The organism is Cryobacterium sp. TMT1-3 (assembly GCF_004402315.1).
Classification (GTDB): Bacteria; Actinomycetota; Actinomycetes; order Actinomycetales; family Microbacteriaceae; genus Cryobacterium; species Cryobacterium luteum.
This window is the reverse complement of the sequence record NZ_SOFW01000037.1, coordinates 217,961-244,708: the sequence shown is the minus strand read 5'-3', so window position 1 is coordinate 244,708 and position 26,748 is coordinate 217,961. Positions and strand designations below refer to the sequence as shown.

The following is a 26,748-nucleotide window of genomic DNA, read 5'->3' as shown; positions in this document are numbered from 1 at the left end:
AGCCGCACTGTGAAACGGATGCGGACGCATCCGTAAATCTGTGAGGTGCGTCAGAATGATCGCGTCAGACGCGAGAGGGCTGCGGTGCGCTGGCGGTGCGGGGAGCGGATGCCGCGGCATCCGTCACCCGGCGGGCCCGCAGAACGCGGCGAAGGCTGCCAAAGAAGCCCGCCGATTCGCTGCTGCCGAGTGACGCCGTGATGCGGTCGAGGAAGATCGCGAGAATCACCACGGCCAGCCCGGCTTCGAATCCGAGGGCGATGTCGATGCGATTCAGGCTCGCGATGACCTGCGCGCCGAGCCCGCCCGCTCCGACCAGGCCGGAGATGACGACCATGGAGAGCGAGAGCATGATGACCTGGTTGATGCCGGCCATGATGGTCGGGGTCGCCAACGGCAGTTGAATTTGACGCAGGATGCGCCACGGCGATGCGCCGAAGGCCTGGCCGGCCTCAACCACCTCTTTATCGACGCTGCGAATGCCCAGCTCGGTCAGGCGCACGCCGGGGGCCATCGCGAAGATGATGGTCGCGACGATTCCGGGTACCACCCCGATGCGAAACAGGATGAGTGCTGGAATGAGGTAGACGAACGCCGGCATGGTCTGCATGAAGTCCAGCACCGGGCGAATGATGTTCGAGGCGAGCGTGGACTTGGCCGCGAGGATGCCGAGCGGAACGCTGAGCGCAATCGCCAGCACACTCGCCACGAGCACGAGGGCGAGGGTATCCATGGCGTTGTCCCACTGGTCCACCCCAAGAATGACGAGCAAGCCGACGATGGTACCAACGGCAAACTTCCAGCCGCGGATACCGAACGCGAGAACCCCGAGCACAAGCATGATCGCCCAGAACGGCGGTGCACCGAGCAGAATTTCGACCCCGTCGTAGGCGCCGGCGAACAGGGCGCGGATGAAGTCGAAGATGAAGCCGAAGGTGTCGGTGATGTAGTCGACGAAGGATTCAACGAGGGAACCCAGGGGTAGGCGAAAGTCGGTCATGCGCGGACTCCTTCGGCGTCGATGGGCATATCTTCGGCGGTGTCGCCCAGAATCTTCGTGATCTGGCTGATCGAAATCGTGGCCGGCGGCATCACGATGGGCAGGGCGCCGGTGTTGGTGTTCACGTTGCCGATGGCGGCCAGCAGGGTCACCCGCGGAATCACACCGAGCAGGCGGTTCTTCTCGTCGACGACGGCTATGGGCAGTTCGCTCCCCACCGACGGCTCGACCAGGTCGACCAGCGCGGTTTCGGGCAGCACCGAGGTGGCGTCGTCCCGAATGATGCCGCGCAGGTCGGTCTCGCCGTTTTTGACGAGCCCCAGCACGTCGCGGTCACGCACGATCCCGGCGAAGCTGCGGTCGCGGTTGAGCACGAAGGTGACGGATGTCTGCAGGTCGCGCATCGTGCGCAGCGCAGCCCGGGGGCCGGCCGTCTTGGTGATGACCGAACGCACCGGTTCCATCACGCTCGCGGCGGTGAGCACGCGGGCTCGGTCGACGTCCTGCACGAACTGGGCCACGTAGTCGTTAGCCGGGTCGGTGAGGATCTCTTCCGGCGTGCCGATCTGCACGATGCGGCCGTCGCGCATGACCGCGATGCGGTCGCCGAGGAACATGGCCTCGTTGAGGTCGTGGGTGATGAAGATGATCGTTTTGCCGAGAGCGGCCTGTAGCTCGATCAGCTGCTCCTGCATTTCTCGGCGAATCAGCGGGTCGAGGGCGCTGAACGCTTCGTCCATGAGCAGCACGTCGGTGTCGGCGGCGAGGGCACGGCCGAGGCCGACGCGCTGCTGCATCCCTCCCGACAGCTCGGACGGCAAGTTGTCGGCCCAGCCGGCGAGGCCGACCAGGTCGATGATCGTCTGGGCTTTGGCGAGGCGTTCGGTGCGACCCATGCCCTGAATTTCAAGCCCGTAGGCGACGTTGTCGATCACCGTGCGGTGCGGCAGCAGGGCGAAGTGCTGGAACACCATGGAGATGCTCTTGCGACGTACGTCGCGCAGGTCTCTGGCGGAGACGCCGGTGATGTCGGTGCCGCCGACGGTCACAGTGCCCGATGTGGTGTCCCACAGGCCGTTGAGCATACGGATAAGGGTCGATTTGCCCGAACCGGACAGGCCCATGACGACGAAGATCTCGCCCTTCTTAACCTCGAAGGTGGCGTCGATGACGGCGGCGACTCCGAGGTTCGAGATCTCGGCGCGGCTCTTGCCCGCCTTGAGTTTCTTGACGATCTCGTGCGGGCGGCGCCCGAATGCTTTGTAGAGGTGATCTGCCTTGACGGCAATGGTGGCTGGACGAGGAATACTCTCGGTCACGTGTTCTCCGGTGCACGTCGAACGTAGTCGATTTCACGGCTGACGAAGCGACATGCTCTCTTGTCGGACGGGTAGGCACCGAGCAGCCCAGACGCGTTCAGTGATTCAGCGCGGGCGTGGAGCAATCATGGGATCGCGTCCGTCGGCACCTCACCATACGAAGGCGGCCGTCCCATCTCAAATGGGGGCTACGCATGCGCGTCCTGGTGAAGGGTTGTAAGACCGTAAACAATCCTAACACACTGATATTTAGGCGGGCCGAAACCGAGAGAGAAAAGGGGTGCCGCCCGGGAGGATTCCTCCGGACGACACCCTTAGCGTGAGTCTAGTAGCGCGCGCTATTTCAGCTGGGCGCGCTCCAAAACTTCGGACTGCGCTGCCTTCTCAGTGCTGCGCTGCGTGTCGGCAGCGCTCACGTGACCGTGGGTGAGCATGGTGCGCTCGTCGAACGGTTCGAGCTTGTCGAGCACGCGGTCCACCTGCACGCGGTCCATCTCCTTGGTCCAGGAGCCGATCATGACGGTTGCGACGGCGTTGCCGGTGAAGTTGGTCAGCGCGCGGGCTTCGGACATGAAGCGGTCGATGCCCACGATGAACCCGACGCCACCGACGAGCTGCGGGGCGTGGGCCTGCAGTCCGGCGGCCAGGGTGGCGAGGCCGGCGCCGGAGACTCCGGCGGCTCCCTTGCTCGCGATGATCATGAAGACGAGCAGGCCGATCTGCTCACCGAGGGCGAGCGGCTGGCCGAGCGCATTGGCGATGAACAGCGACGCCATGGTGAGGTAGATTGCGGTGCCGTCGAGGTTGAACGAGTAGCCGGTGGGCACGGTCACGCCCACGACGGGCTTGGAGATGCCGAGGTGTTCCATCTTCGCGATGAGTCGCGGCAGGGCGGCCTCTGAGGACGAGGTCGACACGATCAGCAGGTATTCGCGGCCGAGGTAACGCATCAGCTTGAAGATGTTCACACCGGTGACGAGCTTGAGCAGTCCGCCGAGGATGACCACGATGAAGACGATGCAGGTGATGTAGAACGCGACCATCAGGGTGAACAAACTGATCACGGCCTGAATGCCGGTAGCGCCGACGACGGCGGCGATCGCGCCGAAGGCGCCGATCGGGGCGAGCCACATGACCATGATGAGAATGCGGAAGACCAGGGCCTGAACGTGGGCGATTCCCTCGAGAATCGGCTTGCCGGCCGGCCCCATGCGCTGCAGAGCGAAACCGGCGATCAGAGCCACCATGAGTGTCTGCAGAATGTTGCCGCTGGTCAGCGACGAGAACAGGGTGGTGGGCACGATTCCGAGCAGGAACGACTGGGTGTCGGCGGATTCGGTGGCTTCGTACGTGGCGTCCGAGAGGTTGATTCCCTCACCCGGGTGGATCATGTTGCCTACGACAAGGCCGATACCGAGCGCGAAGGTCGACATGATCAGAAAGTAGCCCAGGGCCAGTCCGCCGATCTTACCGACGGTGGCGGCCTTGGCGATCGAGCCAATACCGAGAATGATCGTGCAGAAGATGATCGGGGCGATCATCATCCTGATCAGGGCGATGAACAGGTCACCGAGTGGCTTGAGCGATACGGCGAAGCCCTTTTCGCCGCCCCAGACCAGTCCGACGACGATACCGAGCACGACGGCGATGATGACGGCCATGTAGAGGTAGTGCGACGAGTCGATTCTCTTCTTGGGCTTGCCAGATTTGTTAGATTTAGTACGGGTTGATGGCGTCGATGCCATGTCAGACTCCTATGTCTAGGCTTAACCTGGCCCACCACGGGCTCCGGCTGCTGCGATTCGTTCCACAGTGCCCGCTGCGGCTCCTGTATGCACGGTTGCGGTCATATTGTTCACGAACCCACGAGAGAGGCCGTTAGTGCGCAGGGAATGGAGCATTGCCCGGCGGCTGTTCCTCGCGCACGCCCTGTTCATCGTGGTGCTCACCGTCTTCGTCGGAACGGCCTTTTTCGTCGATGCCCGCGATCGCGGCTACGACGAGACCAGCAGCCGCATGCTCGCGGTCGCCACCGCCATAGCCGACAGTCCCCTCGTGCTCACCGCGAGCACATCGGTCGATCCGAGCGCGTCTCTGCAGCCATACGCCCTTGCGCTGACCAAGGATGCCGGACTCGACTTCATCACGATCATGGCCCCGGACCGCACCCGCTGGACCCACCCCACGGCGACGGAAATCGGCAAAGACTATATCGGTGCGATCGAACCGGCGTTGTCGGGAACGGCCTTCACGGAAATCAGCACCGGAACGCTCGGGCCATCCGTTCGTGCCGTGGTGCCGATAACGGATGCCGACGGCACCGTGCGCGGCCTCGTCGCGGTGGGCACCACGACGTCGAACATCACGATTGCCCTGAACGCCCGTCTCCCATCGGTGCTCGGTCTGGCGCTCGGTTTGCTCGCGTCGGGCTCCGTGGTGACCTGGCTGATCGGGCGCTATCTGCGCCGCGTGACGCTCGGCTGGGGCCCGGAACATCTCGCTCAGCTGTTCGTTTACTACGATTCGGTGCTGCACTCCGTGCGGGAGGGGCTCGTGCTGGTCGATCTACACGGAGACCTCGTGCTCTATAACGATCAGGCGGCGCGGTTGCTCGGCATTCCGCCGCGGCCGACGGCGGGCAGTACCACTGCCCCGCCGGCGCTGGCCGATTTGAGCCTGCCGCCGAGCCTTGGAGAGTTGTTGCAGAGCGGCCGCACCGCGCACGACGAGATCCATCTCACCGGTACCCGGGTGCTCGTGGTCAACCAGGAACCGGCCCTGGCCCCATCCACCTCGATCGCCGGCGGAAAGCCGATGGGTTTCGTGGCCACGATTCGTGACCACACCGATCTGCAGAACCTGGGCAGCGAATTGCAGTCCATGCAGACTCTTTCCGATGCCTTGCGGGCACAGACCCACGAGCATTCCAATCGATTGCACACGATCGTGTCGCTCATGGAACTCGGTCGCACGCACGAGGCCCTCGAATTCGCCACGGCCGATCTTGAGTTAAGCCAGCAACTCGCCGATGAAATGGTCGGTTCGGTCGATGAACCCGTGATCAGCGCACTGATCATGGGAAAGTCGGCGCAGGCCAATGAGCTCGGGGTCACCCTGACGGTCAGCGCGTCGGGCACCCTGGCCCAGTCGGGGTTGTCGATCCAGGATCTCGTGACCGTACTGGGCAACCTGGTCGACAATGCCCTCGACGCGGCGGCCGCCGGCGCCGCCCCCCGGCGGGTGTCGGTCACGGTGTCATCGACCGAGCAGGCCGTCACGATCGAGGTCGCCGACAGCGGAGCGGGTGTGGCACTCGATGTCATCGACGACGTGCTGCGGCTCGGCTTCAGCACCAAGGGTGGCGGCTCGATGGGTCGCTCGATCGGTGGCCGCGGGCTCGGTCTGGCGCTGGTGCGGCAGGCGGTGACCCGCCTCGGCGGCACGCTCACCATCGGGCGTCGCGAGGGCGCCGTCTTCACGGTGACCATTCCGGCCGCTCTGTGGCCGACCGTTTCGCCGGTGGCGGTCGATCATGACTGAGGCCGCTCTGCCGCTCATTCGTGTGCTCGTCGTCGAGGACGAATCGCTCGCCGCCGAGGCGCACGCCGTCTATGTCGGTCGTCTCGCCGGTTTCGAGCTCGTCGGTACGGCCCGCACCGGGCAAGATGCGTTTCGCCGGGTCGCGGCGGCTGCCTCGGCCGGCACACCGATCGACCTCGTGCTGATGGACATGAACCTGCCCGACAGCCACGGGCTCGACGTGAGTCGGCGCATCCGCGCGGCCGGTCTGGCCACCGACATCATTGCGATCACCGCGGTGCGCGACCTCGACAACGTGCGCGGGGCGATCGCAGCCGGGGTCGTGCAGTACCTGATCAAACCGTTCACCTACTCGACTTTCGCCACGAAATTGACCAGCTACCGGGACTTTCGTGCGGAGCTGAACGCGCAGGCATCCGTTGTGACGCAGTCAGCGGTCGATCATGCGTTCGCGAGCCTGCGCGCGCCCACCGATATTCCCCGGCCCAAGGGGCTGTCTGATTCGACCCTGACCCCGGTGGTCTCCTACCTGCAGGCTCAGGTCGCGCCGGTGTCGGCGAGCGAGCTCATGGAACCGCTCGGCCTGTCGCGGGTGACGGCGCGGCGTTACCTGGAGTATCTCGCCGACATGGGCCTCGTGCTGCGCGCACCGCGTTACGGAACGCCGGGTCGGCCCGAGAACGAGTACAGCTGGAAGAGCGCGCGCTAGCGGTTCGTGAAGACCGGCGTGCGCTTCTCGACGAAGGCAGCCATGCCCTCGCTCTGGTCATCGGTGGCGAACACCGAGTGGAACAGGCGACGTTCCAAGTGGATGCCGCTGCTCAGCGTCGACTCGTACGCCGCGTTCACGACCTCCTTGGCGAGCATGGCGATCGGCGCCGATTTCGCCGCGATGTCTGTGGCGGTTTTCAGGGCATCCGCTTGCAGGTCGGCTGCCGGCACGATGCGAGCGACCAGGCCGGCGCGTTCGGCTTCGACGGCATTGATGGTGCGACCGGTGAGGATCATCTCCATCGCCTTGGCCTTGCCGACGGCGCGGGTGAGGCGTTGGGATCCGCCCATGCCGGGAATGACGCCGAGCTTGATCTCCGGCTGGCCGAAGGTGGCGGTGTCGGAGGCGATGATGAAGTCGCAGATCAGGGCCAGTTCGCAGCCTCCGCCGAGGGCGTGACCGGAGACCGCGGCGATCACCGGGGTGCGCACGGCGGCCAGGCGGTCCCAGCCGGCGAACCAGTCGTTCAGGTACATGTCCATGTAGCTCATCGTCGACATCTCCTTGATGTCGGCGCCGGCGGCGAAGGCTCGCTCCGAACCGGTGATGATGATTGCACCGATCGCGGGGTCGGCGTCGAGCCGGGTGGCAGCATCGACGACGTTCTGCATGGTGGCGAAGTTGAGGGCGTTCAGCGCCTTGGGGCGGTTGAGGGTGATGACGCCGACCCGGCCGTGGCGCTCCAGCAGGATGTTGTCGTAGGAGTCTGTGGTGGTGTCTGTGCTCGTGTCGCTCACGCGGTGGCCTTTCGTTCGGTGGGTTGGTGCTCTCGGTCGGTGGTCACTGCCCGCGGCAGGCGCAGCTCGCGCTCCCCGAGCGGTGCGAAGTGCGCCTGCACGTCGGCGTCGCTCACCGCGGTGAGGGTGCTCGGCTGCCAGGACGGGTTGCGGTCCTTGTCGACGACCTGCGCGCGAATGCCCTCGATCACGTCGTGGCCCGCCACCATGCGCAGGGACACCCGGTATTCCTGCTCGAGGACGTCTTCGAGGGTGTCGAGAGCACGGGCACGGCGGAGGGCTTCCAGGGTGACGGTGACGGCGGTCGGCGATTTGGCCAGAATGCTTTTTGCCGCATCGCGGGCGACGGAGACGGGCGACTGCTGCAATCTGCCGATGATCGTCGGCAGGTCAGCTCCGGCATAGCACTCGTCAATCCACACTCGTTCGGTCAGGAGCGGTGCCGGGGGTGCCGGGGAGGCGAGCTGGGTTATCGCGGCGGCAGCGGGCATCCGTTTGAGGTCGTCGACAAGAGACTCGAGCCGGGCGGAGTCGATGAAGCTGTCGGCGAGGCCGAGCGCGATCGCGTCGGCGCCGGTCATGGTTGCCGCGGTGAGGGCGAGGTGGGTACCGAGTTCGCCGGGGGTGCGCGTGTACAGGTAGGTTCCGCCGACGTCGGGCACGAAGCCGATGGTGGTTTCGGGCATGCCGAGTTTGGTGCGTTCGGTCACGACCCGGTGGGAGGCGTGGCCGGAGAGGCCCACTCCGCCGCCGAGCACGATGCGGTCCATCAGGGCGACAAACGGTTTGGGGTAGCGCTTGATCTGCGCGTTGAGGGTGTACTCGTCGGCCCAGAATCGGGCGTTCTCGTCTGGATCGGTGCGCGCGTCGCGGTAGATCGAGACGATGTCTCCGCCGGCGCACAGGGCGCGGTCGCCGCTTCCGGTGAGCAGCACGGTCTGCACGGCGTCGTCATCGGCCCACTCGGTGAGCGCTGCGGCGATGCTGCGGATCATGTCGTGGGTGAGGGCGTTGAGGGCCTTCGGCCGGTTCAGGATAATGCAGGCCAGCGGTCCGTCGCGGCGTAGGAGCACTTCGCTGCCGGTTTCGCTGCTGGACAGGTTGCCGGATCGGGCTCCGGACTCGGAATGGGACAACTCGGTGTGGGACAAACGTCACCTTTCCGCGACAATGCGGCCGTACTCCTGCACGAACCCGGACTCTTGGCCACAGTCTAGCGAGGCAACTGCCGGCCGGGCGCAAACCACTATCGCCACCGCCCGGCGTCGGGGCAGAGGGCAGCGCACACATAGTCGAACACCTCACACACTCACGCGTTATGGATGCGTCGCCCGCCTGAACCAACGCCGTTACGACGTCTGTTCCGGACGGTGTCAGACGGAGAAGGGTGGCGCGGGAGTCGTCGGGGTCTGGTCGTTTCCCCGTCAGCCCCAGCACGCCGAGGCGGTTGCGCTCGGGCGACAGGGTGACGGGGTGGAATGCGCCCTCTAACGAGGCGAATCGACCGAGGCCGACGGTCTATGAGTTGCTGTAGGCGAACTCGCGCGTCTCGCCAGGACTCAGACGAGCCGCCGTTCCGTCCACCATCACCGTGATCGGCACTGCCCCGCCCGGATAGACGGATAGGCGCAGCACGGCCGAATCCACGGTCACCCGGACCAGCTGTTGCTGGAAATACAGTGTGAAGTCGATCTGTTCGACCTCCGGGGGCAGCACTGGATGCAGCCACAGCCTGCCGTCACGCAACTCCAGACCGGTATAGCAGCGCGTGACCATGTCGATCGATCCGGCCATCGCGCCCAGGTGCACGCCGGTGTGGGTGGTACCGCCCTGGATGTCGGCCAGGTCGCTCTCCAGTGCCTGCACGAGGAAGTCCCAGGAACGCGCCCGGTCGCCGCGCGCTTCCACCCACGAGTGCACCACGTTGCTGAGGGTTGAGCCGTGGCTGGAGCGCTCGCGGTAATACTCCACGGTGCGAGGGATCGCCTCCGCCGGAAAGTCGTAGCCGAGCCCGCGCAGCACCTCGCGCAGCTCGTCGGCGCTGAACAGGTAGAGCAGCATCAGGACGTCCGCTTGTTTGCACAGTTTGTAGTTGTTGGTGCTGTCGCCCTCTCCGGCCAGGATGAGGTCGAGCCGACCGATCGCGCCGTAGCGCGCGCGGTAGCCGGCCCAGTCGAATTCCTTCAGCTGTTCGTAGCCCTCGAATTGGCTGATCACGCCGTCGGCGTGGAAGGGGACGCGCAGCCGGTTGCCGATGAGCCGCCACCGATTCGGCTCACCGGGACGCAGCCGGAGCCGGTTCCACAACTGGTCGGCGTACCGGGGCAGGAGCAGGTCAACGACATCCGCTGCCCGCCGCAACACCCAGGCGGCCATCACATTCGTATAAGCGTTGTTGCGAAGTCCCTTCCCAGGGGCATCCGCATACCCGTCGTGGAACTCATCGGGCCCCATCACGCCTGCGATGTCGTACCGGTCGGCCGCCTCGTCGTGCGTGGCCACGCTGGCGAAATACCGGGCAACCTCGACGATCAACTCGGCGCCCTGCTCGACGAGGTAGCCGAGGTCGCCGGTGGACTCGTAGAACCTCCACGCGCTGTACGCGATGGCCAGTCCCACGTGACGTTGCAGGCGTGAGTTGTCGGGCATCCAAGCGTCGTTGCGCAGGTTGAACAATTCGGTCGGCGTCTCCTCGCGCCCGTCGATGCCGCTCTGCCACGGAAACATTGCCCCCTGATGGCCGGCCGCCCGGGCGGCCGCCCGCGCTTCACCGAGCCGACGGTAGCGGTAGCCGAGCAGCGCCCGGCTCGTTTCCGGGCGGTGCATCGACAACGTCGGGTAGACGAACATCTCGTCCCAAAAGATGTGACCGCGGTAGCCCTCACCGTGCAGACCACGGGCAGGAAGCCCTGCGTCGAGGTCAGCGGTGACGGCGGCGACGCTCTGCAGCACGTGAAATGTGTTGATGTTCAGTGCCAGCTGCTGGCGCCCATCGGTGTGGGGATCGGTCTCCAGCAGCACAGTGAAGTCGTTCCACAGCACTCGCCACGCGCTCTCGTGCACGGAAAGCAGTGCCGCCAAGTCGGGCAGCCGGCGCATCCGATTGGTGGCAGCGAGCGTGGGCGACGAGATGGCCCGATCGCGCGACGTGCACACGGCCACGGTTTTCTCCACGGTCAACGGATGCCCCTCTCGGGCCTCCAGGGAGATTTCGTGGGCGACCCAGCCCGCGGCATCCGTCAGCAGAGTGCGGGGCGGATGCTGCACCACCCCGTCAACAAGCACCCGTGTCCGGGCGACCATAACGATGTGAATGCCCGACTGGGAGGTCGCCATTTCAAGCAGCACGGTGTCGGCGTCCGGCTCGGTGGTAGCGCGCGGCACCAGGTGGGTGTCGGCCAGAAGGCGGTACTCTGGCACGTTGCGGTTGGCGACGCGGCCCTCCAACGCCGAGCGCACGGTGAGCAGACCCGACCAGTTTTCGGCCGCGAACGTGACAGTGAGGCCCGCCACCCCGTCGTCGTGCTGCGAGACGAAGCGCTGCTGGGTGATGCGCGTGATGCGGCCGGCAGAGTCCCTGGCACGGAATGTGCGAGTGAGCACAGCGCGACCGAGGTCGAGTGTCTGCTCGTAGTCCAGGAGCTCGGCCGTGTCGACGTCGAACCAGGGCTCGGCGTCGCCGTCGTGGATGCCGCCGGTGCGGAAGGTGAGGGGCAGCCAGTTTGGTGCGTTCACCAGGCTTTCGTCTTCGGTGCTGTGCCCGTTGACCTGGGTGTGGAGCCGGTTGTAGACGCCGGCGAGATAGGTGCCGGGATAATGCAGTGCGGTGGCATCGACCTCCGGGGCAGCACCCCGGGTGGCCCAGTAGCCGGTCCCCAGCGTGCACAGAGTCTCCCGCAACGGCTCGGCCATCGGATCGAATCCGACATAGTGCAGCCGCCACGGGTCGCTCGCGGATTCCCCGCCGGCCCAACCGGGATGGGCGGCGGCAAGGCGGGTGTCGAGGTCGCTCAGGTCGGTCACGATCAGGTGGGCACCCGCAGCACGAAGTCCCCCGTCGGCGCCGTGCCGACTGACGCCGACGACCCAGCCGAAACCTCCGTTCGATGCCGCCGTGACACCGGCCTCTGCATCTTCGAGTACGACGGTCTTCGCCGCGGTCACGTGCAGCTGTCGTGCAGCTTCGAGGAAGGTAGCCGGGTCGGGTTTGCCCGCCAAGTGCATCCGCAGGGCGTCGGTGCCGTCGACTGTGACGTCGAACAGGTCACCGACTCCGGCTGCCCGCAGCACCCGCCGGCCGTTGCGGCTCGACGTGACCACGGCAGTCGGGATGCCCCGAGCCCGTAGGCGGTGCAGCAGTGTCACGGCGTCGGGGTAGGCCCTCACCCCGTTTTCGTCGACCTCTTGGTCGAAGAAGTACTGTTTGCGGGCCGCCAGGGATTGCACGGTGGGGGTGGCCGTTGCGCCGAGCGGGCGGTGCTCCGTTCCTTCGGGCAGCTTCACGCCACGCGAAGCGAGGAAGGTGCGCACGCCGTCCTCGCGCGGGCGACCATCGACGCTGCGCCGGTAGTCCTCGACCTCGTCGAAGGGCGTGGCGTCGGGCGCCAGCATGGGCAACACCTCGTCGAAGAGACGCTTCCACGCCGCGGCGTGGACGAGGGCGGTGTCGGTGACGACGCCGTCCATGTCGAAGATGACGGCCTCGTAGCGCGTAATCGACTTCGAATATCGGGTCACACCAGCCAGTCTAGGAGCCAGCCGATCTGGGGACGCGGCGGCAGGCCGGTCTGCGTGTCCGGCGGGTCGAGGCAATCGTCGGGGTGTCTGATTGGGTGTAGCGTCAGGCCATGAGCCAGCCCCAGCCTATCAGCCGGGTCACCGCCGACGACCTGGTGGTGCTGCGGGAGCTGGTGGCGCAGGAGTTCGGGGCGTTTGAGGCGCTGGCCGAGTCGATTCCCCGCGCTTGAGCTGTCGCCGCATTGGTGGTAACTCTCTCAGTCCGCGCCGAGCCATTCCCGTAGGGTTCAGGCATGGTGAAGTTCGAGGCTGATCCGTCGTGAGCAGGACTGCCAAAATCATCGCGCACCCACACGCGCAGCTCGGCCTGTCGGGCGAGCAGGTAGCACAGCGGAACGCGGCCGGGCTCACGAACCGGTTCTCGCAGGCCTCCAGTCGAAGCTTGTGGGAAATCGTTCGCGCCAATGTGCTCACGCTGTTCAACGCGATTGTGGCGGGGAGCTTCATTCTTCTGCTCGTGCTGGGCCAGTGGAGGGATGCGCTGTTCGGATTCTCGGCCGTTGGCAACGCCGTGATCGGGGTGGTGCAGGAATACCGCGCCAAACGCGCGCTCGACCGGCTCGCCGTGATCAACACCCCGCACGCCCGCGTGCTCCGAGACGGCACCGTGCAGGACATCGAGGTCGAAGCCGTGGTGCACGAAGACATCCTGGTGCTCCGAGTCGGGGACCAGATTCCCGCCGACGCCACAACGATCGACAGCGAAAGCCTCGAAATCGACGAGTCGCTGCTCACCGGCGAGGCCGATCCCGTGCTGAAGGCTCCGGTAGACGACGTGCTCTCCGGATCGAGCGTCGTCGCCGGACACGGGCTGGCTCGAGTTACGCGCGTCGGCGCCGAGTCCTTCGCCAGCCGCCTGACGGCCGAGGCGAAACGGTTTTCGCTGGTAAATTCCGAGATTCGCAACGGACTCAACCGGGTGCTGCGGTGGATCATCTGGGCGCTGCTGCCGATCATGCTGATCGTCGTCAACGGCCAGATGCAGGCCGCGGGCGGGTGGGAACTGGCCATCAGCAGCGGCAGCTGGCGGACCGCGGTGGTCGGCGCCGTAGCGAGCATCATCGCCATGGTGCCGCTGGGACTGGTGCTGATGACGAGCGTCGCCTTCGCCGTGAGCGGCGTGCGACTGGCCCGGCACAAGGTGCTGATCCAGGAGCTGGCCGCAGTGGAGGTGCTCGCCCGGGTGGACATCATCTGCCTGGACAAGACTGGCACGCTCACCGAGGGCGCGATCGTGTTCGATGCCGTGCATTCCCTCGCCACAACGCCCGAGACGGGGGCCGACGAATGGCCCGGTTGGCGAGAGAGTTTGGGCTGGTTTGGCGCTGACCCGAACGCCAACGCAACAGCCCGGTGCCTCGCCGAGGAATTCACGGCCGACAGCGCCCTCGGTGCCGTTGCCGCGATCCCGTTCTCGTCCGAGCGCAAGTGGAGTGCCGTCGCGTTCGGCGCTGACACTGTCGCCGCAGGAACCTGGGTACTGGGCGCCCCTGAGCTGGTACTGAATCCGGAATCACCCCGGGGGTCGGCCGCAGCCACCGTTCTGGACGAAGCGAACACCCTCGCGTCGGCCGGTATGAGAACGCTCGTCCTCGCCCACAGCTCGGAGATGATTTCAACGAATGCCGCCGGCGCCGCAGGCACTGCGGCCGGCGCCGGCCTCCCCTCTAGATTGTCGTCGACGGTGCTGCTGACATTCCGGGAGAAGGTCCGCCCCGACGCGGCGCGCACGCTCGCCTACTTCCGCGACCAGGGTGTCGGGGTGCGCATCATCTCCGGCGACGATCCCCAGACCGTCGCTGCAGTGGCGCGGGAGGTCGGTATCCACGTCGAGGAGGGCTACGACGCCCGCACGCTCCCCGCGGACCCGGACCAGCTTGCCGACATGATGGAGCAGCAACTGGTATTCGGCCGGGTCACCCCGACACAGAAGAAGGATATGGTGCGGGCCCTCCAGCGGCGCGGCCACGTGGTCGCGATGACCGGTGATGGCGTGAACGACGCCCTCGCGCTGAAACACGCCGACATCGGAATCGCCATGAACACGGCCGCCGCGGCCACCAAGGCGGTGTCCCGTCTGGTGTTGCTGGACGGCCGATTTGACCGGCTACCGAGCGTCGTGGCGGAGGGCCGGCGCGTGATCGCCAACATCGAACGAGTCTCCGTACTGTACCTGAGCAAGACCGCGTATGCCATTGCCATGTCGATGATCTTCGGGGCGCTGATCTGGGGGTTCCCCTTCCTGCCGCGCCAGCTCTCGGCGACCGACGGGCTGACCATCGGGATCCCGTCCTTCTTCCTTGCGCTGATGGCGAATACCCGCCGCTACCGGCCGGGATTCCTGAAACGCTCGCTCTGGTTCGCCGTGCCAGCCGGACTCATCGTCACCGCCGGCATCCTCGCGGTGAACGCCTATGCGCGCCTGGTCGGCGGTTTCTCCACCGAGGATGTTCATGGGGCGTCGGTGATCACCCTCTCGCTCATCGCGCTCTGGGTTCTGGTGGTGGTCTCGCGACCGCTGAACCTGGCACGGGTCGGCATCGTGCTCGCGATGTACATCGTGCTCGTCGGTATGCTCACGATTCCCCTGCCAAGGGACTTCTTCAATCTGGCGGTGCCGCCGCCGGCGCTGCTGCAGCTGTCGGTGATCACGGCGTTCGTCGGATGCCTCGCGGTCGAGATTCTGGGACGGATCCGAGCGCGGGTCAACGCGCGGTTCCGCGGACGCCCAGTGTGAGGATAGCTTGACTTAGAACGGTTCGGGGTCAGGGTCCCCGCCATTGTCGGTGTCCCAGACGGAGTTCCAAGGGTTGGGCGCGGGTGGTGCTGGTGCGGTCGGCGGGGGTGGTGCTGGTGCGGTTTGTTGCAGGTGGGGGCTGATGCGTGTGGCGGGGTCGGTGGCGTAGTGTTTGCCGGCGGGGCTGGTCCAGTGCAGGGTACCGTCGGGGTCGGCGATGGGTTTCCAATTGCTGAAGTGCTTCACGCTGTGGTGGGCTGGGGAAAGGAAGTGCAGGTTGGTGGCGGTGGTGGGGCCGCCGAATTGTTTGTCAATGGTGTGGTCGAGGTCGCTGTGCCCGGCGGAGCGGTTGCAGCCGGGGAAGCGGCAGGTTCCATCGCGCAGTCGCAGGTACTTTTTCAGGCTCGCCGGCACTCGGAACGGTTCCGCGCTGACGTCGAGGACGATGCCGGTGTGCGGGTGGGTGAGGACGCGCAGGAAACTTGTCGCGGTGCCGGCCAGGCGGCGGGCGGTTTCGGGGTCGATCGGCCCGTAGCCTTCGAGTTCGCCCGGCTCTTCACTCTTACCCATCAGGGTGAGCACCGGCACGGTGATGTTGACGTTCGCGGTGAGCCCGGCGCCGAGGCCGCTGCCGGTGACGCCCTGCTGGAGCCGGTCGATGGCGACGTCGGCGCGTAACTGGTTGAGGGTGCGGGGTTCGTCGGGGCCTTGCAGGCTGATCGCGGCGTCGGTGACGCGGGTGTAGACCGCCTGGAGGTCGTCACCGGCCGCGCGCAACCACGCGTTTGCAAGCACAGGGTGGCCATGCCGTCCTGGTCGGGAAAGAACTCCACCCGACGATCAGCGAGGCACTTGGCCCGGCGCACGGTGATGCTGTCGGGGTGGAACCGTTCCCGCAGTTTGCGGGCCTTGCCATCGAACTGGGCCGGAGTGAGGCGTTTCGCGTGCGGGAGCAGGACTGCTTCGAGCTCGGTGCGACCGGGCCGGGGCACGGAGCCGAGTTGGTCGAGCAGGCGGCTCACGTGCCGCAGGGAGATCTCTCCGGTGCGCAGGGCGGTGAGCGTGTCGGGCCGCTCGACCACCAGTTGGCGGCTCTCTCGGAGCAGCCCGGACGCGGTGCCCTGGGGGATGCGCAGCGCGCACGCCATCTCCGCGACGAGGCCTTGTTGCGCGGCGAAGGCGGCGTCCCAGTCGTGCTCGTGGCCCGGCCCCGACACGGGGCAGCCGGTTTCGGCGGTGTTGGTGGTGAAGTCCCACGCCTCGGTGAGGACCTCAGCCTTGCTCGCCTGCGCCCAGGCGATGATCTTCTCGAAGAAGAGCACCCGGTCAACGAACTGCGCCTGATGCCGCTGGAACGGACTCAAGTCATCGGCCAGACTGCCATCGGCCGGACTATCGTCGGCCGGGAGCTTCGGGCCCGGTTCGTCGTCACTGTCGTGCTCCGTGCGCAGGTACTCGGCGTAGAGGAACTCCTCCCGCAGGTCATCATCGAACAGGCCCGCGGGCGGCACGGCGGCGAACACCTCGGTCAGGTCCAGGCCGGCCGGCAGCGGCGGGCCGTCAGGCATCTCACGGCGATAGGACTCCGGGCCGACACATTCCGGACCGACAAGATCTGATAGGAAGGGGTCGGTGCTGAAAGGCTCCGTATCGACGTCTTCGAGGGCGTCGTACGGAGCGAACTGACCGAGGCCCTCAGCAATCTCGACCCGCCAGTCTGCCTGGCACTGCGCCCAGAACACTTCGAACTCGGCGCGCTCCTCGGCGGTGGAAGGCCGGTAGCCGTGGGCAGCGAAGAACGGATCGACGAGGCCCGGCTGGGGGGTGTCGCCGCTCTGGCTCATAGAACAAGTGTACCAAGCTCAACCGCTCAAGTCGAGGGATTCTCAGATCTTTTGGGAATTCTGAGCGAAGCTGCATTCGGACGTCCAGTCGCATTTCGCGAACAACATTTTGGGCGCTCTGACGTGCACAGCCGTGATGAGTGCACACCTCAACCGCACTTTTCAGTGAGGAACTCACATCGTGGTTGGGGTTGCGCGGGAATAGTGTGGACACGTCTTCGATCAACGAAGTTCGGGCGGATCCCTAAAGCAAAGGCGTTTGGTTCCCATGCACGACACAGAAACGTTCCACCAGCTATGGGCCGACGCGGTCACGGAGCACAGCAGTCGCGTATTCCTGGTCTTCAGCGACTCGGACTCCGAGCCCACCGCGTGGACCTACTGGGAGTTCGACGATCTCGTCGCCGCCACGGCAAGGACATTGTGCAATCTCGGCGTCCGGCACGGTGATCCCATCCACCTGGCGCTCCGCAACTGTCCCGCCTTCGTACTGCTCTGGCTCGCGGCGACACGACTTGGCGCGTGGATCATTCCCGTCGACCCCGCATCCACTGCTCGAGACCTGGCGTCGCAAATTCGCCGGACCAAGCCCAAAGTGGGGTTTTACGCCGCAGCAAGGCGGGATGTCTATCTTGCCGCCGCGGACGGACAACTGGAATCGGTCGTTGAGCTCACGGAGGCCGCAGCTGACGCCCTGCCCGGTTCCCCCCTTCTGGCTCCGAACACAATGATCGACGATCGTGTCTTCGATACCGTCCTGCCGATGGATCGCCTTGCCGCCATGTTCACGTCAGGCACAACGGCAGAACCCAAAGGAGTAGTGCTCACCCAGCGCAATTACCGCGGGCTTGCCGGCTCGATGGCCGAAATCATCTCACTCCAGCCGCAGCATCGATGGCTGGTCACGCTACCGCTGTTTCACGGGAACAGCCAGTTCTATTGCTTTGCGCCGGCCATCGCGGTCGGGGCCAGTGTTGCCCTCACCTCGACTTTCAGCGCATCGCGCTGGTTCTCACAGGCGGCGAGACTGGCTGCAACCCACGCGAGCCTGTTCGCCGCTCCAATCCGCATGATTCTCGCACGTCGTCCAGCGGATGCGCCGCGTCTGCACCTGAAACACGTCTGGTATGCGCAGAGCCTCGGTGACGACCACTACCGCGAGTTCGCAGACCTCACCGGCTGCCAGCCGCGGCAACTCTATGGCATGACCGAGACCACCGCGATCGTCACCGCTGACCTGGCCGCGCTGCCGAGATCGGACGTCATCGGAACTCCAATTGCTGGCCGACGGCTCGAACTGCTCGACCCAGCGACCGGCCAGCCCGTTTCGACGGGACTACCCGGCGTGATGACCCTGCAAGGCACCCCGGGAGTGGACGTATTCGCCGGTTACCTCGACGACCCGATCACGACAGCGCGCAGTTTCTCGACGAGAAACGGCGAAACGTGGTTCAGCACGGGCGATCTCGCCCGACGAGACAGCGACGGCACGCTCCGATTCGTGGGCCGGGTCGACGACGTCATCAAGGTCGCCGGAGAGAACGTCAGCCTCACAGAGATCGAGGCCGTGATCGCCCAGGCACCCGGCGTGCTCGAGGCCGCCGTTCTGGCGAAACCGGATCCGATTCGTGATCAGGTCCCCGTAGCGTTCGTGGTACCGCGCGATCGCGCTAATCCTCCCCTGCCGGAACAACTTACGATGTGGGCGCAACTCAACCTCCCGCCGCAGAGTCGCCCCCGGGAGTGGACCGTCATCGAAGAGTTGCCCCGAACGAGCGTCGGCAAAATTCGTCGCTTTCAGCTGTCGGGCGAGCTGACCCCCAACGCGCCCACACCATCATGAGCGCCGATACCGAGCCCTCGGGCAGCGCTCTGTACTCCGATCTGCTGACCCGCCTGGCCGACGGAGCCACCACCACCGAACTGCGCGGGCTTGCCGGCAGCAACGCCGTCGACCCCGCAGAAAGCGCTCTCATTGCGGCCGCCGTCACGGTGCGCACTCGAATCGACCAGCTGGAGGAGCGGGAACGGGCCTTGCTTCGGCTGGGCGACTCGGTGCGTGACATCGCCGGGCTGGATGCCGTCGACGGAGTGTTGCAGTCCATTGTCTCGCGCAGCCGCCGACTGCTCATGGCCGACGTCGCCTATTTTCTCACCTTCGATCAGAGCACCGGGGTGGCCGTGATGCGGGTGTCTGATGGCATTATCAGTGAGGCCTTCAACCGCCTCGCGGTTGATCCCGGGCAAGGCATTTCGGGCCACATCGCATCGACCCTGCGGCCAAGTTGGACCAGCGATTATCTTGCCGACGATCAGTACACCCACACCGGCCCGATTGACTCAGCCACCGTTGAAGAAGGCTTACGCGCGATCCTCGGTGTTCCCGTCATTTACGCCGGTCGCATTGTCGGTCTGTTGCTGGCTGGTGACCGGCATCCCCACGATTACCGGCCGCAGGATGTCGAGCTGCTCGTCTCACTGGCACAACACGCTGGGGTGATCATCGAGAACGCTACCGTGCACGCCCAGGACCAGCGCACTGTCGAGAACCTCGAGGCGGCCGTCGAGGCTTTGCGCGCCAGTGAAAACACCTCGCAGACAATCCTGGAATTGCAGGACCGGCTCATGACGCTGCTCATGAGCCGCGGCTCCCTGCAGGATCTGGCCACGTTGACGCAATCGGCCGTGGGCGGCACCGTTGTTCTGTGTGACGAGCGACGGCGTGAAATTGCCCGAGCGGGACACTCGGACGCGCTGACCACCGCCATCGACTGGAACGCGCAGCCACTCTCGGCGAGCACAGCCACGCTGGGCTACGTGCTGTACCGGCCCGACGAGCTCATCGTGCCTGAACGCGATGAGACCCACATTCGGCAGATTCTGGTGCGGGCAGCATCCGTCGGGTCACTCCTGCTCGAGTCGGTGCTGGCCAGCCTCAATACCTCGCGGCAGGCCGCGTCAAATCTGATCGGTGAGCTGCTGCGGGATCCGCGCAGCGATCGCGTCGCCGTGTTGCGCAGTACGGTCGCAGTCGACCTTGCGGCGTTGGACACCGTACTGATCGCCTCTGGCTGCGACGCCTCGAGCAAATTCGACGTGCTCAGAGCTGCCCTGCGCATCGCAGATCGCCTGGGCGGATTGTCCTGCGAGGTAGAGGGCGAGGTCTTGCTGTGGCTGCCCGGCGCGAATCCACGGCGTTCCGCCGAGCAAACGGCCGCAGCGCTGTGCGCCGCAGTGGATGGCGTGGTGACCGTTGGCGCCAGCCGCAGCCTCGCAACAGCTCAAACCCTCCAAGCCGGCGTGCGCGATGCCCGAAACACCGTGCGAGCGCTCGTGGCACTGGGTCGCGCCGGGCAGGGGGCTGACAGCTCCGGAGTCGCACCGTTCCCTGCAATTCTGGCAAGCACCTCTCCCGATGACCTCGAAGAGTTCGTCCGGGACGTTCTCGGAGAACTCCTCGACTACGACAACGCACACGCCACAGAACTGGTGCGAACGCTGGAAGTCGTCTACCGGCAGTCCTCCAATGTTGCCGCAGCGGCGGAGGTTCTCTACCTGCACCCGAACACCGTTCACCAACGTCTTATCCGGATCGATCAGCTGACCGGTACGAATTGGCGCGACACCGACGTCGCGATTCAGCGCCAACTGGCGCTGACCATCCATGCCCTCCGGGCACCTCGACCCCCATCTCACACTAAGGATTGACGCAATGGCGCTCTCATCTGAAGTTTCATCACCCACCACATGGCACCGCCGCCGGGCGTTCGTCGGCGCGACCACCGGACATCTGATCGAATGGTACGACTACGGAATCTACGGCTTCCTGGCCGTCTACATTGGGCAGGCATTCTTCGTTTCGGACGACCCCATGACCAGTCTCCTCAGCAGCTTCGCCGTTTTCGCGCTGAGTTTCTTCATCCGACCGCTGGGCGGACTCTTTTTCGGCCCGATGGCCGATAAAATCGGGCGGCGCAAGACCCTGGTCACGGTCCTTATCCTCATGGCCGGCTCGACTTTTCTCCTGGGGGCCCTGCCCGCCTACGACGCTATTGGTGTTGCGGCGCCCATTCTGCTCATACTGGTGCGGTGCTTGCAAGGTTTCTCTGCTGGTGGCGAGATCGGCACGATCACGGCGTTCATCTCGGAGTACGCGGGGCCCGGCCGACGTGGGTTCTCGACCAGCTGGCTCATGGTGACTGCGGTGCTGGGTCTGGTGCTCGGCGGCCTGGTCGCCAACGGCATGAGTTTTCTGGCCGGACCCGATGTCATGCAGGCCTGGGGCTGGCGAGTTCCGTTCCTGCTTGCTGGTCCGCTCGGACTCATCTCGCTCTACATCCGCTTGAAACTCGAGGACAGCCCGGAATTCCGCTCCCTGCAGGCGGCCGGCAAAACGTCGAAGAACCCCCTCCGGGAAGTCTTCGCCTGGAAGCGTTCTCTGGCGCTCATCTTCTTCATCATCACCCTGCACAGTTCGATCTTCTATCTGGTGCTCGTCTACGCATCGACCTTCATGTCGACCCTTCTGAAGTTCGATACCGGGACCGTGCTGCTCTATGTCTTCATCGCCAGCCTGCTTTCGGCGGTCGTCATGCCTTTCGGCGGCATGTTGACCGACCGGTTCGGTCGCAAGCCCTTCCTGCTGACGGTCGCGGTACTGTCCGCGGCGACGCTGTTCTGGTTCTTTCAAGCGGCCCCTGGCGCCACTCTGTCCAGCTTCATCTGGCCACTCGTCACCAGCGCCGTGCTGTTCGGCCTGTACGCCTCCTCGACCTATGCCACGATGAGTGAGCTGCTACCGACCCGGGTGCGGTCCACCGGCATTGCCTTGGCCTACAACATCCCCGTCGCGGTCTTCGGCGGCAGCGCCCCGATGATTGCCACCTGGCTGATCTCCCGCACCGGGGACATCACCTCGCCGTGGTACTTCTTCGTTGGCACCGCCGTCGCCTCGATCATCGCCTTGATCGTGCTCCGTCCGAGCGACTTCGCTGACAATTCACCGACGCCGTCGGTCGCGCCAGCACTGGCAGAGGCCGAAGGAGCACGCGTATGAGCCTCAGCGATGAATTCGGCCGAGATGTGCTGCTGACCGGATGGGGGCACTCACGCTTCGGCAAGCTCGTCGATGAGACCCTGGAATCGCTCATCGTGCGCGTGACCATCGAGGCGATCGCACAGGCCGGTATCGAGGCCCGCGACGTGGACGAGATCTACCTCGGCCAGTTCAACGCCGGGATGCAACCGTTGGCGTTTGCATCCTCGCTCGCGCTGCAGGCATCCGCTGATCTGGCGAACGTGCCGGCCACGCGGGTCGAGAATGCCTGCTCGTCGGGCTCCGCAGCCTTTCAGCAGGGGGTGAAATCAGTCCTCGCCGGAACCGCCAGGACGGTGCTTGTCATCGGAGCAGAGAAGATGACCGGCGCCGGCGCCCAGACAGTCGGTGCTGCCCTTCTCGGCGCCGACTACGAAATGGCAGGTAAGGAGTCGCGCACGGGCTTTGCGGGGCTGTTTGCCACCGTCACCGACGCCTACGAACAGCGGTATGGCGCGATCGGCGATCCCCTGGGAACGATTGCGGCGAAGAACCATCACAACGGAATGTCCAACCCGTATGCCCACCTGCACAAGGATCTGGGTGAGGCATTCTGCCAGACTGTTTCCGAACAAAACCCCATCGTTGCCGGCTCACTCCGGCGAAGTGACTGCTCACCCGTGTCAGACGGTGCCGCAGCGGTCATCATCAGCACGCACAGGTCTGCGAATGCCGCCACCACTGGAGTGCGCCTCACGGGATTTGGCCAGGCCAACGATTTCCTGCCCAGCGCCAAGAGAGACCCTCTGGATTTTGCCGGCACGGTCGCCGCGTGGCAGCGCGCCCTGCAGATGGCTGGCGTCGAATTGGACGACCTGTCGTTCGCCGAGGTGCACGATTGCTTCACCATCGCCGAGCTCCTGACCTACGAAGCAATTGGCCTGACCCCCCGAGGTCACGGGCGCCGCGCTCTTGACGAAGGTTGGGTGTTTCGCGACGGCAGACTACCGATCAACCTTTCTGGAGGGTTGAAGTCGAAGGGACATCCCGTCGGGGCGACCGGCGTTTCGCAGCACGTGATATCGGCCATGCAGCTCACCGGAACCGCCGGAGCGATGCAACTTCCCAACGCCCAGCGAGCGGCAATTCAGAACATGGGCGGCTTGGCCGTCGCCAACTACGTCAGCGTTCTGGAAAGTATTTAACTCGAACCAGCATCTGTCACGCACACCACTCATTTGCACAAAAAAACCCGCCGTCACTATGCAGCACAGTGACGACGGGTTTTCGGTGGTGCACCCCCCCGGACTTGAACCGGGAACCCACTGATTAAGAGTCAGTTGCTCTGCCAATTGAGCTAGAGGTGCATGTGAGGCAGCGGATCAACCCGCGGCAACGTGTAACCCTAACACCCCAAGCGGGCTCGATGCCAATCGGGGCCGAAAGGGGGCGATGACCGGCATCCGTTCGCGAAATTACTATCCTTGGAAGCGTGACCGAACCGCGAATTTACGCCCTGTCCGACGACCTAGAGCTCGGCCTGGCCCTCGCCGACGCCGCCGACGCCATCTCCAGCGCCCGCTTCACCTCGCTCGACCTCGTCGTGACGACGAAACCCGACCGCACACCGGTGACGGATGCCGACCAGGCCGTCGAGCGCGCCATCCGCGCCCTGCTCGGCGAGCACCGGCCCGACGACGGTATCCTCGGCGAAGAATTCGGAACGGCCGGATCGACGACGCGCCAATGGATCATCGACCCGATTGACGGCACCGCCGGGTTCCTCCGCGGCATCCCGATCTGGGCCACCCTGATCTCCCTAGCCATCGACGGCGTGCCGGTAGTCGGCGTGGTCAGCGCCCCCGCCCTCGGCAAACGCTGGTGGGCCGCTACCGGCAGCGGCGCCTGGTCCAGCGACCTGACCCAAGCGGATGCCGCCCCCACCCGCCTGCGCGACGCCCCCACCCGCCTGCGCGTCTCCGGCATCGATACCCTCGCCGAGGCATCGATCAGCTACGGCAGCCTGCAACAGTGGGATCAAGCCGGGCACCTCGACGCGCTCGTCACCCTGTCGCGCCAGGTCTGGCGCACCCGCGCCTACGGCGATATGTGGTCGTATATGCTGCTCGCCGAGGGCCACCTCGACCTGGCCGGCGAATTCGACCTGCAGCCCTACGACATGGCGGCGCTCATTCCGATCGTGCAGGAGGCCGGCGGCACCTTCACCTCGGTCGACGGCCAGCCCGGACCCTGGCACGGCAGCGCCCTGGCCACCAACACACTGCTGCACGCGGCGACGCTCGCCGTGCTGAACCCGGCGTCTTCTTGACCGACCGGCGTTCGTGAAGGGTCGCGAATCGTCGTAAAAGCGGGCCCAGAAGGACGATTGCGCCCCCCCGACCGCTGCCCCCACCAAACTAAACCGAAGCAGCCGGATCGTCGGGGAAGATACCGTCGCGCACGTTGCGAGCGTCGAGGCGCCGCTGGCGCCAGGCCCGCGGATTCAACAGCAGAATCGGTTTCGGGATGCGCAGCGCATAGCCGGTCGGCAGAATCCAGCCGTAGCGTTTGGCCAGCAGCGACAGCCCGGCGCCGCTGAGAATGGCCACGCCGGTACCGATCGCCACGAACCCGAGCTTGCTCAGAATGACCATCTCGGTGCTCGCGAGCAGGGCGCTGGTGGCGTAGAGCGTGTTGCCGCCAAAGATGGTCGGCACCTTGAGCAGCATAATGTCGCGCACCATTCCGCCGCCGACCGCGGTGATGATGCCGAGCAGAATCGCCGGGAGCCAGCCCAGACCGGCTTCGAGCGCTTTCTGCGCCCCGACCGCCGACCAGCAGCCCACGGCGAGCGCGTCGAGCAGCAGCAGCACACGGCGGGTCCAGCGCCCGTTGAAGGTGACGAAGTAGGCGATAACCCCGCCGAGAATGGCGCAGATCAGGTAGGCCGGGTCGAGCAACGCGGCCGGGCTGCCCTGCTGCAGCAGCGTGTCGCGGATCATGCCGCCGCCGAGCCCGCTCATGATGGCGAGCACCACAAAACCGACGATATCGAGGCGGGCCGTGCGCGCGGCAACCCCGCCGAGGATGGCGTTGGCGAGTACACCGGCCAGGTCCACGAAGCGGATTACCTCAAACAGCGTCTCCGACTCAGTGATCACTTGCCCCATTCTCTCTTATATCTCGGGTGCAACGAGCGCGCCTACAGTTGAGGCATGAGGATCAACGCTTTTTCGGACGTCTGCCTGCGGGTCGTCATGCTGCTGTGTGCTGCGCCGGAGAGCGTCACGTTCACCTCCCGGGTGGTCGCCGCCGAGGTGGGCACCCCCTACAACCACGTGAGCAAGGCGCTGCTCAAACTGCGCGAGCTCGGCCTGATCGAGGCCATTCGGGGGCGAAGCGGCGGCGTGCGCATCAGCGCGCTCGGTCGCGCCGTCACCGTCGGTTCTCTCCTGCGCCAGCTCGACACCCGCACCGACCTCGCCGCCTGCGAATCCTCCAACGGCCCGTGCCCCCTGCTCTGCGGATGCGGCCTGCGCGGCAGCCTGCGCCGCGCCCGCGACGCGTTCTACCGCGAGCTCGACGGTCTCGTCATCTCCACCCTTCCTCACGGAAAACCGAACGGCCCGGTCCTCGTTGAACTCGGTTTGGTGCGGTAGGACTAAAGTCCCTACTTTCTACGACTTGTAGAAAGCATCCGTTTAATTGGCATTTCAAATGCTACTTTTGTAGGAGACCCCCACGAACGGGTGTCTGTTACATAGAAGGAGTATTCATGCTTTCGCCCCAGTCTCTCCCCCTCATCGAAGCCACCCTGCCGCTGGTCGGCGAGCGGATGCCCCAGATCGCACGAAACTTCTACGGCCGCATGCTCACCGCCCACCCTGAATTGTTCGACGGGCTGTTCAGCCGGTCCAACCAGAAGAACGGCAGTCAGCAGCAGGCCCTCGCCGGCAGCATCGCCGTCTTCGCGACCCACCTCGTGGCGCACCCCGACACCACGCCGGAAGCCATGCTCTCCCGCATCGCCCACAAGCACATCTCCCTCGATATTCAGCCCGAGCAGTACGACATCGTCTACAAGTACCTGTTCGAGGGCATCGCCGAGGAGCTCAGCGACGTCATCACGGCCGAAATCGCCGCCGCCTGGACCGAGGTCTACTGGCTGATGGCCCACGCCCTGATCAAGATGGAGAAGGGCCTCTACGCCGGACTCGCCAGCGACAAGCCACTCGCACCCTGGATCGTCGTGAAGAAGGAAGCGGCCGGAACCGACGCCGTGACGTTCACCCTCGAACCCGCCGACGACACCCCCGTGACGCCCGCCCTGCCTGGCCAGTACGTCAGCGTCACCGCCGTCATGCCCGACGGAATCCGCCAGGTGCGTCAGTACTCCCTCTCGGCCGGCACGGCGACCACCCGCGTCTTCACCACCAAGCTCGACGCCGACGGCGAGGTCTCCCCCGTGCTGCACCGCGACGTTCAGGTCGGCGACACACTCATCCTCTCCGTTCCGTGCGGTGACATCACCCTCGACCACGGCACCGGCCCGCTGATCCTTGCCTCGGCCGGCATCGGCTGCACCCCCAGCGCCTCCATCCTGCGTTCCCTGGTGGACACCGGCTCGAAGCGTGAGGTGCTCGTGCTGCACGCCGAGAGCAACCTCGAACGCTGGGCGCTGCGCGACCAGATGAACGAGGACGTCGCCCTGCTGGAGGCGGCCGAACTCGAGCTCTGGCTGGAGATCCCGAGCGAGGGCCACCACGAGGGCTTCATGTCGCTGGACAACGTGACGATCCCGGAGGATGCCTCGGTGTACCTCTGCGGTCCGCTCCCGTTCATGCGCAGCCTGCGCTCCCAGGCGCTCGAGTCCGGCGTGCCGGCCGACCGCATCCACTATGAGATCTTCGGCCCCGACCTGTGGCTCGCCAACGCCTGACGCACGCAGGTTCCAACCTGGCGTGCCC

General features: G+C 65.5%; 19 protein-coding genes and 1 tRNA gene. 10 read left to right on the top strand and 10 right to left on the bottom strand.

Annotated features, from left to right (window positions below; translation table 11 throughout):
- Positions 1–64 precede the first annotated feature (64 nt).
- The 3 genes from E3O25_RS13420 to E3O25_RS13410 all read right to left on the bottom strand — a co-directional run bounded on the left by E3O25_RS13420 (position 65) and on the right by E3O25_RS13410 (position 4,064).
- Positions 65–1,000: a proline/glycine betaine ABC transporter permease gene (locus tag E3O25_RS13420; protein ID WP_092108545.1), complete on the bottom strand. Its 936-nt coding sequence runs from the start codon at positions 998–1,000 to the stop codon at positions 65–67.
- A complete protein-coding gene (locus tag E3O25_RS13415; RefSeq protein WP_241988596.1) occupies positions 997–2,319 on the bottom strand; it encodes a glycine betaine/L-proline ABC transporter ATP-binding protein in 1,323 nt (440 codons plus the stop codon). The genes E3O25_RS13420 and E3O25_RS13415 overlap by 4 nt, the downstream gene beginning before the upstream one ends.
- Positions 2,320–2,657: 338 nt before the next feature.
- Entirely contained in the window at positions 2,658–4,064 is a 1,407-nt protein-coding gene (locus E3O25_RS13410; RefSeq protein WP_134361358.1) for a cation:dicarboxylate symporter family transporter, read from the bottom strand.
- Positions 4,065–4,200: 136 nt separating this feature from the next.
- Here E3O25_RS13410 and E3O25_RS13405 point away from each other — a divergent pair, with 136 nt between their 5' ends.
- Together E3O25_RS13405 and E3O25_RS13400 are read left to right on the top strand one after the other, a co-directional pair.
- A complete protein-coding gene (locus E3O25_RS13405; protein ID WP_134361357.1) occupies positions 4,201–5,859 on the top strand; it encodes a sensor histidine kinase in 1,659 nt (552 codons plus the stop codon).
- Positions 5,852–6,568, top strand: coding sequence for a response regulator (locus E3O25_RS13400; protein ID WP_370448765.1), 717 nt, complete (start codon positions 5,852–5,854; stop codon positions 6,566–6,568). The genes E3O25_RS13405 and E3O25_RS13400 overlap by 8 nt, the downstream gene beginning before the upstream one ends.
- On the opposite strand, the gene E3O25_RS13395 is transcribed toward E3O25_RS13400, so the two are convergent.
- The 3 genes from E3O25_RS13395 to E3O25_RS13385 form a co-directional block, all read right to left on the bottom strand.
- On the bottom strand, positions 6,565–7,368 hold the full coding sequence (locus E3O25_RS13395) for an enoyl-CoA hydratase (protein WP_092108539.1): 804 nt from the start codon (positions 7,366–7,368) through the stop codon (positions 6,565–6,567). The genes E3O25_RS13400 and E3O25_RS13395 overlap by 4 nt on opposite strands.
- Positions 7,365–8,519, bottom strand: coding sequence for an enoyl-CoA hydratase/isomerase family protein (locus E3O25_RS13390; protein WP_241988595.1), 1,155 nt, complete (start codon positions 8,517–8,519; stop codon positions 7,365–7,367). Before E3O25_RS13390 ends, E3O25_RS13395 begins: the two co-directional genes overlap by 4 nt.
- 367 nt (positions 8,520–8,886) lie before the next feature.
- Positions 8,887–12,105: a beta-phosphoglucomutase family hydrolase gene (locus E3O25_RS13385; protein WP_134450367.1), complete on the bottom strand. Its 3,219-nt coding sequence runs from the start codon at positions 12,103–12,105 to the stop codon at positions 8,887–8,889.
- Between the two features lie 319 nt (positions 12,106–12,424).
- On the opposite strand from E3O25_RS13385, the gene E3O25_RS13380 reads away from it, so the two are divergent.
- A complete protein-coding gene (locus E3O25_RS13380) occupies positions 12,425–14,902 on the top strand; it encodes an HAD-IC family P-type ATPase (protein ID WP_134361356.1) in 2,478 nt (825 codons plus the stop codon).
- Positions 14,903–14,914: 12 nt separating this feature from the next.
- Here the strand turns inward: E3O25_RS13380 and E3O25_RS17555 are convergent, their stop codons facing one another.
- Positions 14,915–15,562 (bottom strand): hypothetical protein, encoded by a 648-nt coding sequence (locus tag E3O25_RS17555; protein WP_370448766.1) that lies wholly within the window; start codon positions 15,560–15,562, stop codon positions 14,915–14,917.
- Positions 15,472–16,746, bottom strand: coding sequence for a DUF222 domain-containing protein (locus tag E3O25_RS17945; protein WP_134361354.1), 1,275 nt, complete (start codon positions 16,744–16,746; stop codon positions 15,472–15,474). Before E3O25_RS17945 ends, E3O25_RS17555 begins: the two co-directional genes overlap by 91 nt.
- Before the next feature lie 268 nt (positions 16,747–17,014).
- Between E3O25_RS17945 and E3O25_RS13365 the strand changes: the two genes are divergently transcribed.
- Genes E3O25_RS13365 through E3O25_RS13350 form a run of 4 tightly spaced genes read left to right on the top strand, consistent with a single transcriptional unit; the run spans position 17,015 to position 22,986 of the window.
- A complete protein-coding gene (locus E3O25_RS13365) occupies positions 17,015–18,589 on the top strand; it encodes a class I adenylate-forming enzyme family protein (RefSeq protein ID WP_134361353.1) in 1,575 nt (524 codons plus the stop codon).
- Positions 18,586–20,454 (top strand): GAF domain-containing protein, encoded by a 1,869-nt coding sequence (locus E3O25_RS13360; protein WP_092108531.1) that lies wholly within the window; start codon positions 18,586–18,588, stop codon positions 20,452–20,454. The genes E3O25_RS13365 and E3O25_RS13360 overlap by 4 nt, the downstream gene beginning before the upstream one ends.
- A gap of 4 nt (positions 20,455–20,458) precedes the next feature.
- On the top strand, positions 20,459–21,802 hold the full coding sequence (locus E3O25_RS13355; protein WP_134361352.1) for an MFS transporter: 1,344 nt from the start codon (positions 20,459–20,461) through the stop codon (positions 21,800–21,802).
- Positions 21,799–22,986 (top strand): acetyl-CoA acetyltransferase, encoded by a 1,188-nt coding sequence (locus E3O25_RS13350; RefSeq protein WP_092108527.1) that lies wholly within the window; start codon positions 21,799–21,801, stop codon positions 22,984–22,986. Before E3O25_RS13355 ends, E3O25_RS13350 begins: the two co-directional genes overlap by 4 nt.
- A gap of 86 nt (positions 22,987–23,072) precedes the next feature.
- On the opposite strand, the gene E3O25_RS13345 is transcribed toward E3O25_RS13350, so the two are convergent.
- Positions 23,073–23,148 (bottom strand) — tRNA-Lys (locus tag E3O25_RS13345).
- A gap of 125 nt (positions 23,149–23,273) precedes the next feature.
- On the opposite strand from E3O25_RS13345, the gene E3O25_RS13340 reads away from it, so the two are divergent.
- Positions 23,274–24,110 (top strand): inositol monophosphatase family protein, encoded by an 837-nt coding sequence (locus tag E3O25_RS13340; protein WP_134361351.1) that lies wholly within the window; start codon positions 23,274–23,276, stop codon positions 24,108–24,110.
- Positions 24,111–24,198: 88 nt separating this feature from the next.
- On the opposite strand, the gene E3O25_RS13335 is transcribed toward E3O25_RS13340, so the two are convergent.
- A complete protein-coding gene (locus tag E3O25_RS13335; RefSeq protein ID WP_092108523.1) occupies positions 24,199–24,942 on the bottom strand; it encodes a trimeric intracellular cation channel family protein in 744 nt (247 codons plus the stop codon).
- Positions 24,943–24,996: 54 nt separating this feature from the next.
- Here E3O25_RS13335 and E3O25_RS13330 point away from each other — a divergent pair, with 54 nt between their 5' ends.
- Complete coding sequence (locus E3O25_RS13330; protein WP_134361350.1) at positions 24,997–25,440, top strand: Rrf2 family transcriptional regulator; 444 nt, start codon at positions 24,997–24,999, stop codon at positions 25,438–25,440.
- 116 nt (positions 25,441–25,556) lie between these two features.
- Complete coding sequence (locus E3O25_RS13325) at positions 25,557–26,720, top strand: globin domain-containing protein (protein ID WP_092108519.1); 1,164 nt, start codon at positions 25,557–25,559, stop codon at positions 26,718–26,720.
- Positions 26,721–26,748 lie beyond the last annotated feature (28 nt).

What these genes read in the sequence shown, in the direction of transcription:
- E3O25_RS13355 (WP_134361352.1), top strand. Translation starts at nt 20,459, where the DNA reads ATGGCGCTCTCATCTGAAGTTTCATCACCCACCACATGGCACCGCCGC.
- E3O25_RS13325 (WP_092108519.1), top strand. Translation starts at nt 25,557, where the DNA reads ATGCTTTCGCCCCAGTCTCTCCCCCTCATCGAAGCCACCCTGCCGCTG.
- E3O25_RS13365 (WP_134361353.1), top strand. Translation starts at nt 17,015, where the DNA reads ATGCACGACACAGAAACGTTCCACCAGCTATGGGCCGACGCGGTCACG.
- E3O25_RS13400 (WP_370448765.1), top strand. Translation starts at nt 5,852, where the DNA reads ATGACTGAGGCCGCTCTGCCGCTCATTCGTGTGCTCGTCGTCGAGGAC.
- E3O25_RS13420 (WP_092108545.1), bottom strand. Translation starts at nt 1,000, where the DNA reads ATGACCGACTTTCGCCTACCCCTGGGTTCCCTCGTTGAATCCTTCGTC.
- E3O25_RS13410 (WP_134361358.1), bottom strand. Translation starts at nt 4,064, where the DNA reads ATGGCATCGACGCCATCAACCCGTACTAAATCTAACAAATCTGGCAAG.
- E3O25_RS13360 (WP_092108531.1), top strand. Translation starts at nt 18,586, where the DNA reads ATGAGCGCCGATACCGAGCCCTCGGGCAGCGCTCTGTACTCCGATCTG.
- E3O25_RS17945 (WP_134361354.1), bottom strand. Translation starts at nt 16,746, where the DNA reads ATGAGCCAGAGCGGCGACACCCCCCAGCCGGGCCTCGTCGATCCGTTC.
- E3O25_RS13350 (WP_092108527.1), top strand. Translation starts at nt 21,799, where the DNA reads ATGAGCCTCAGCGATGAATTCGGCCGAGATGTGCTGCTGACCGGATGG.
- E3O25_RS13330 (WP_134361350.1), top strand. Translation starts at nt 24,997, where the DNA reads ATGAGGATCAACGCTTTTTCGGACGTCTGCCTGCGGGTCGTCATGCTG.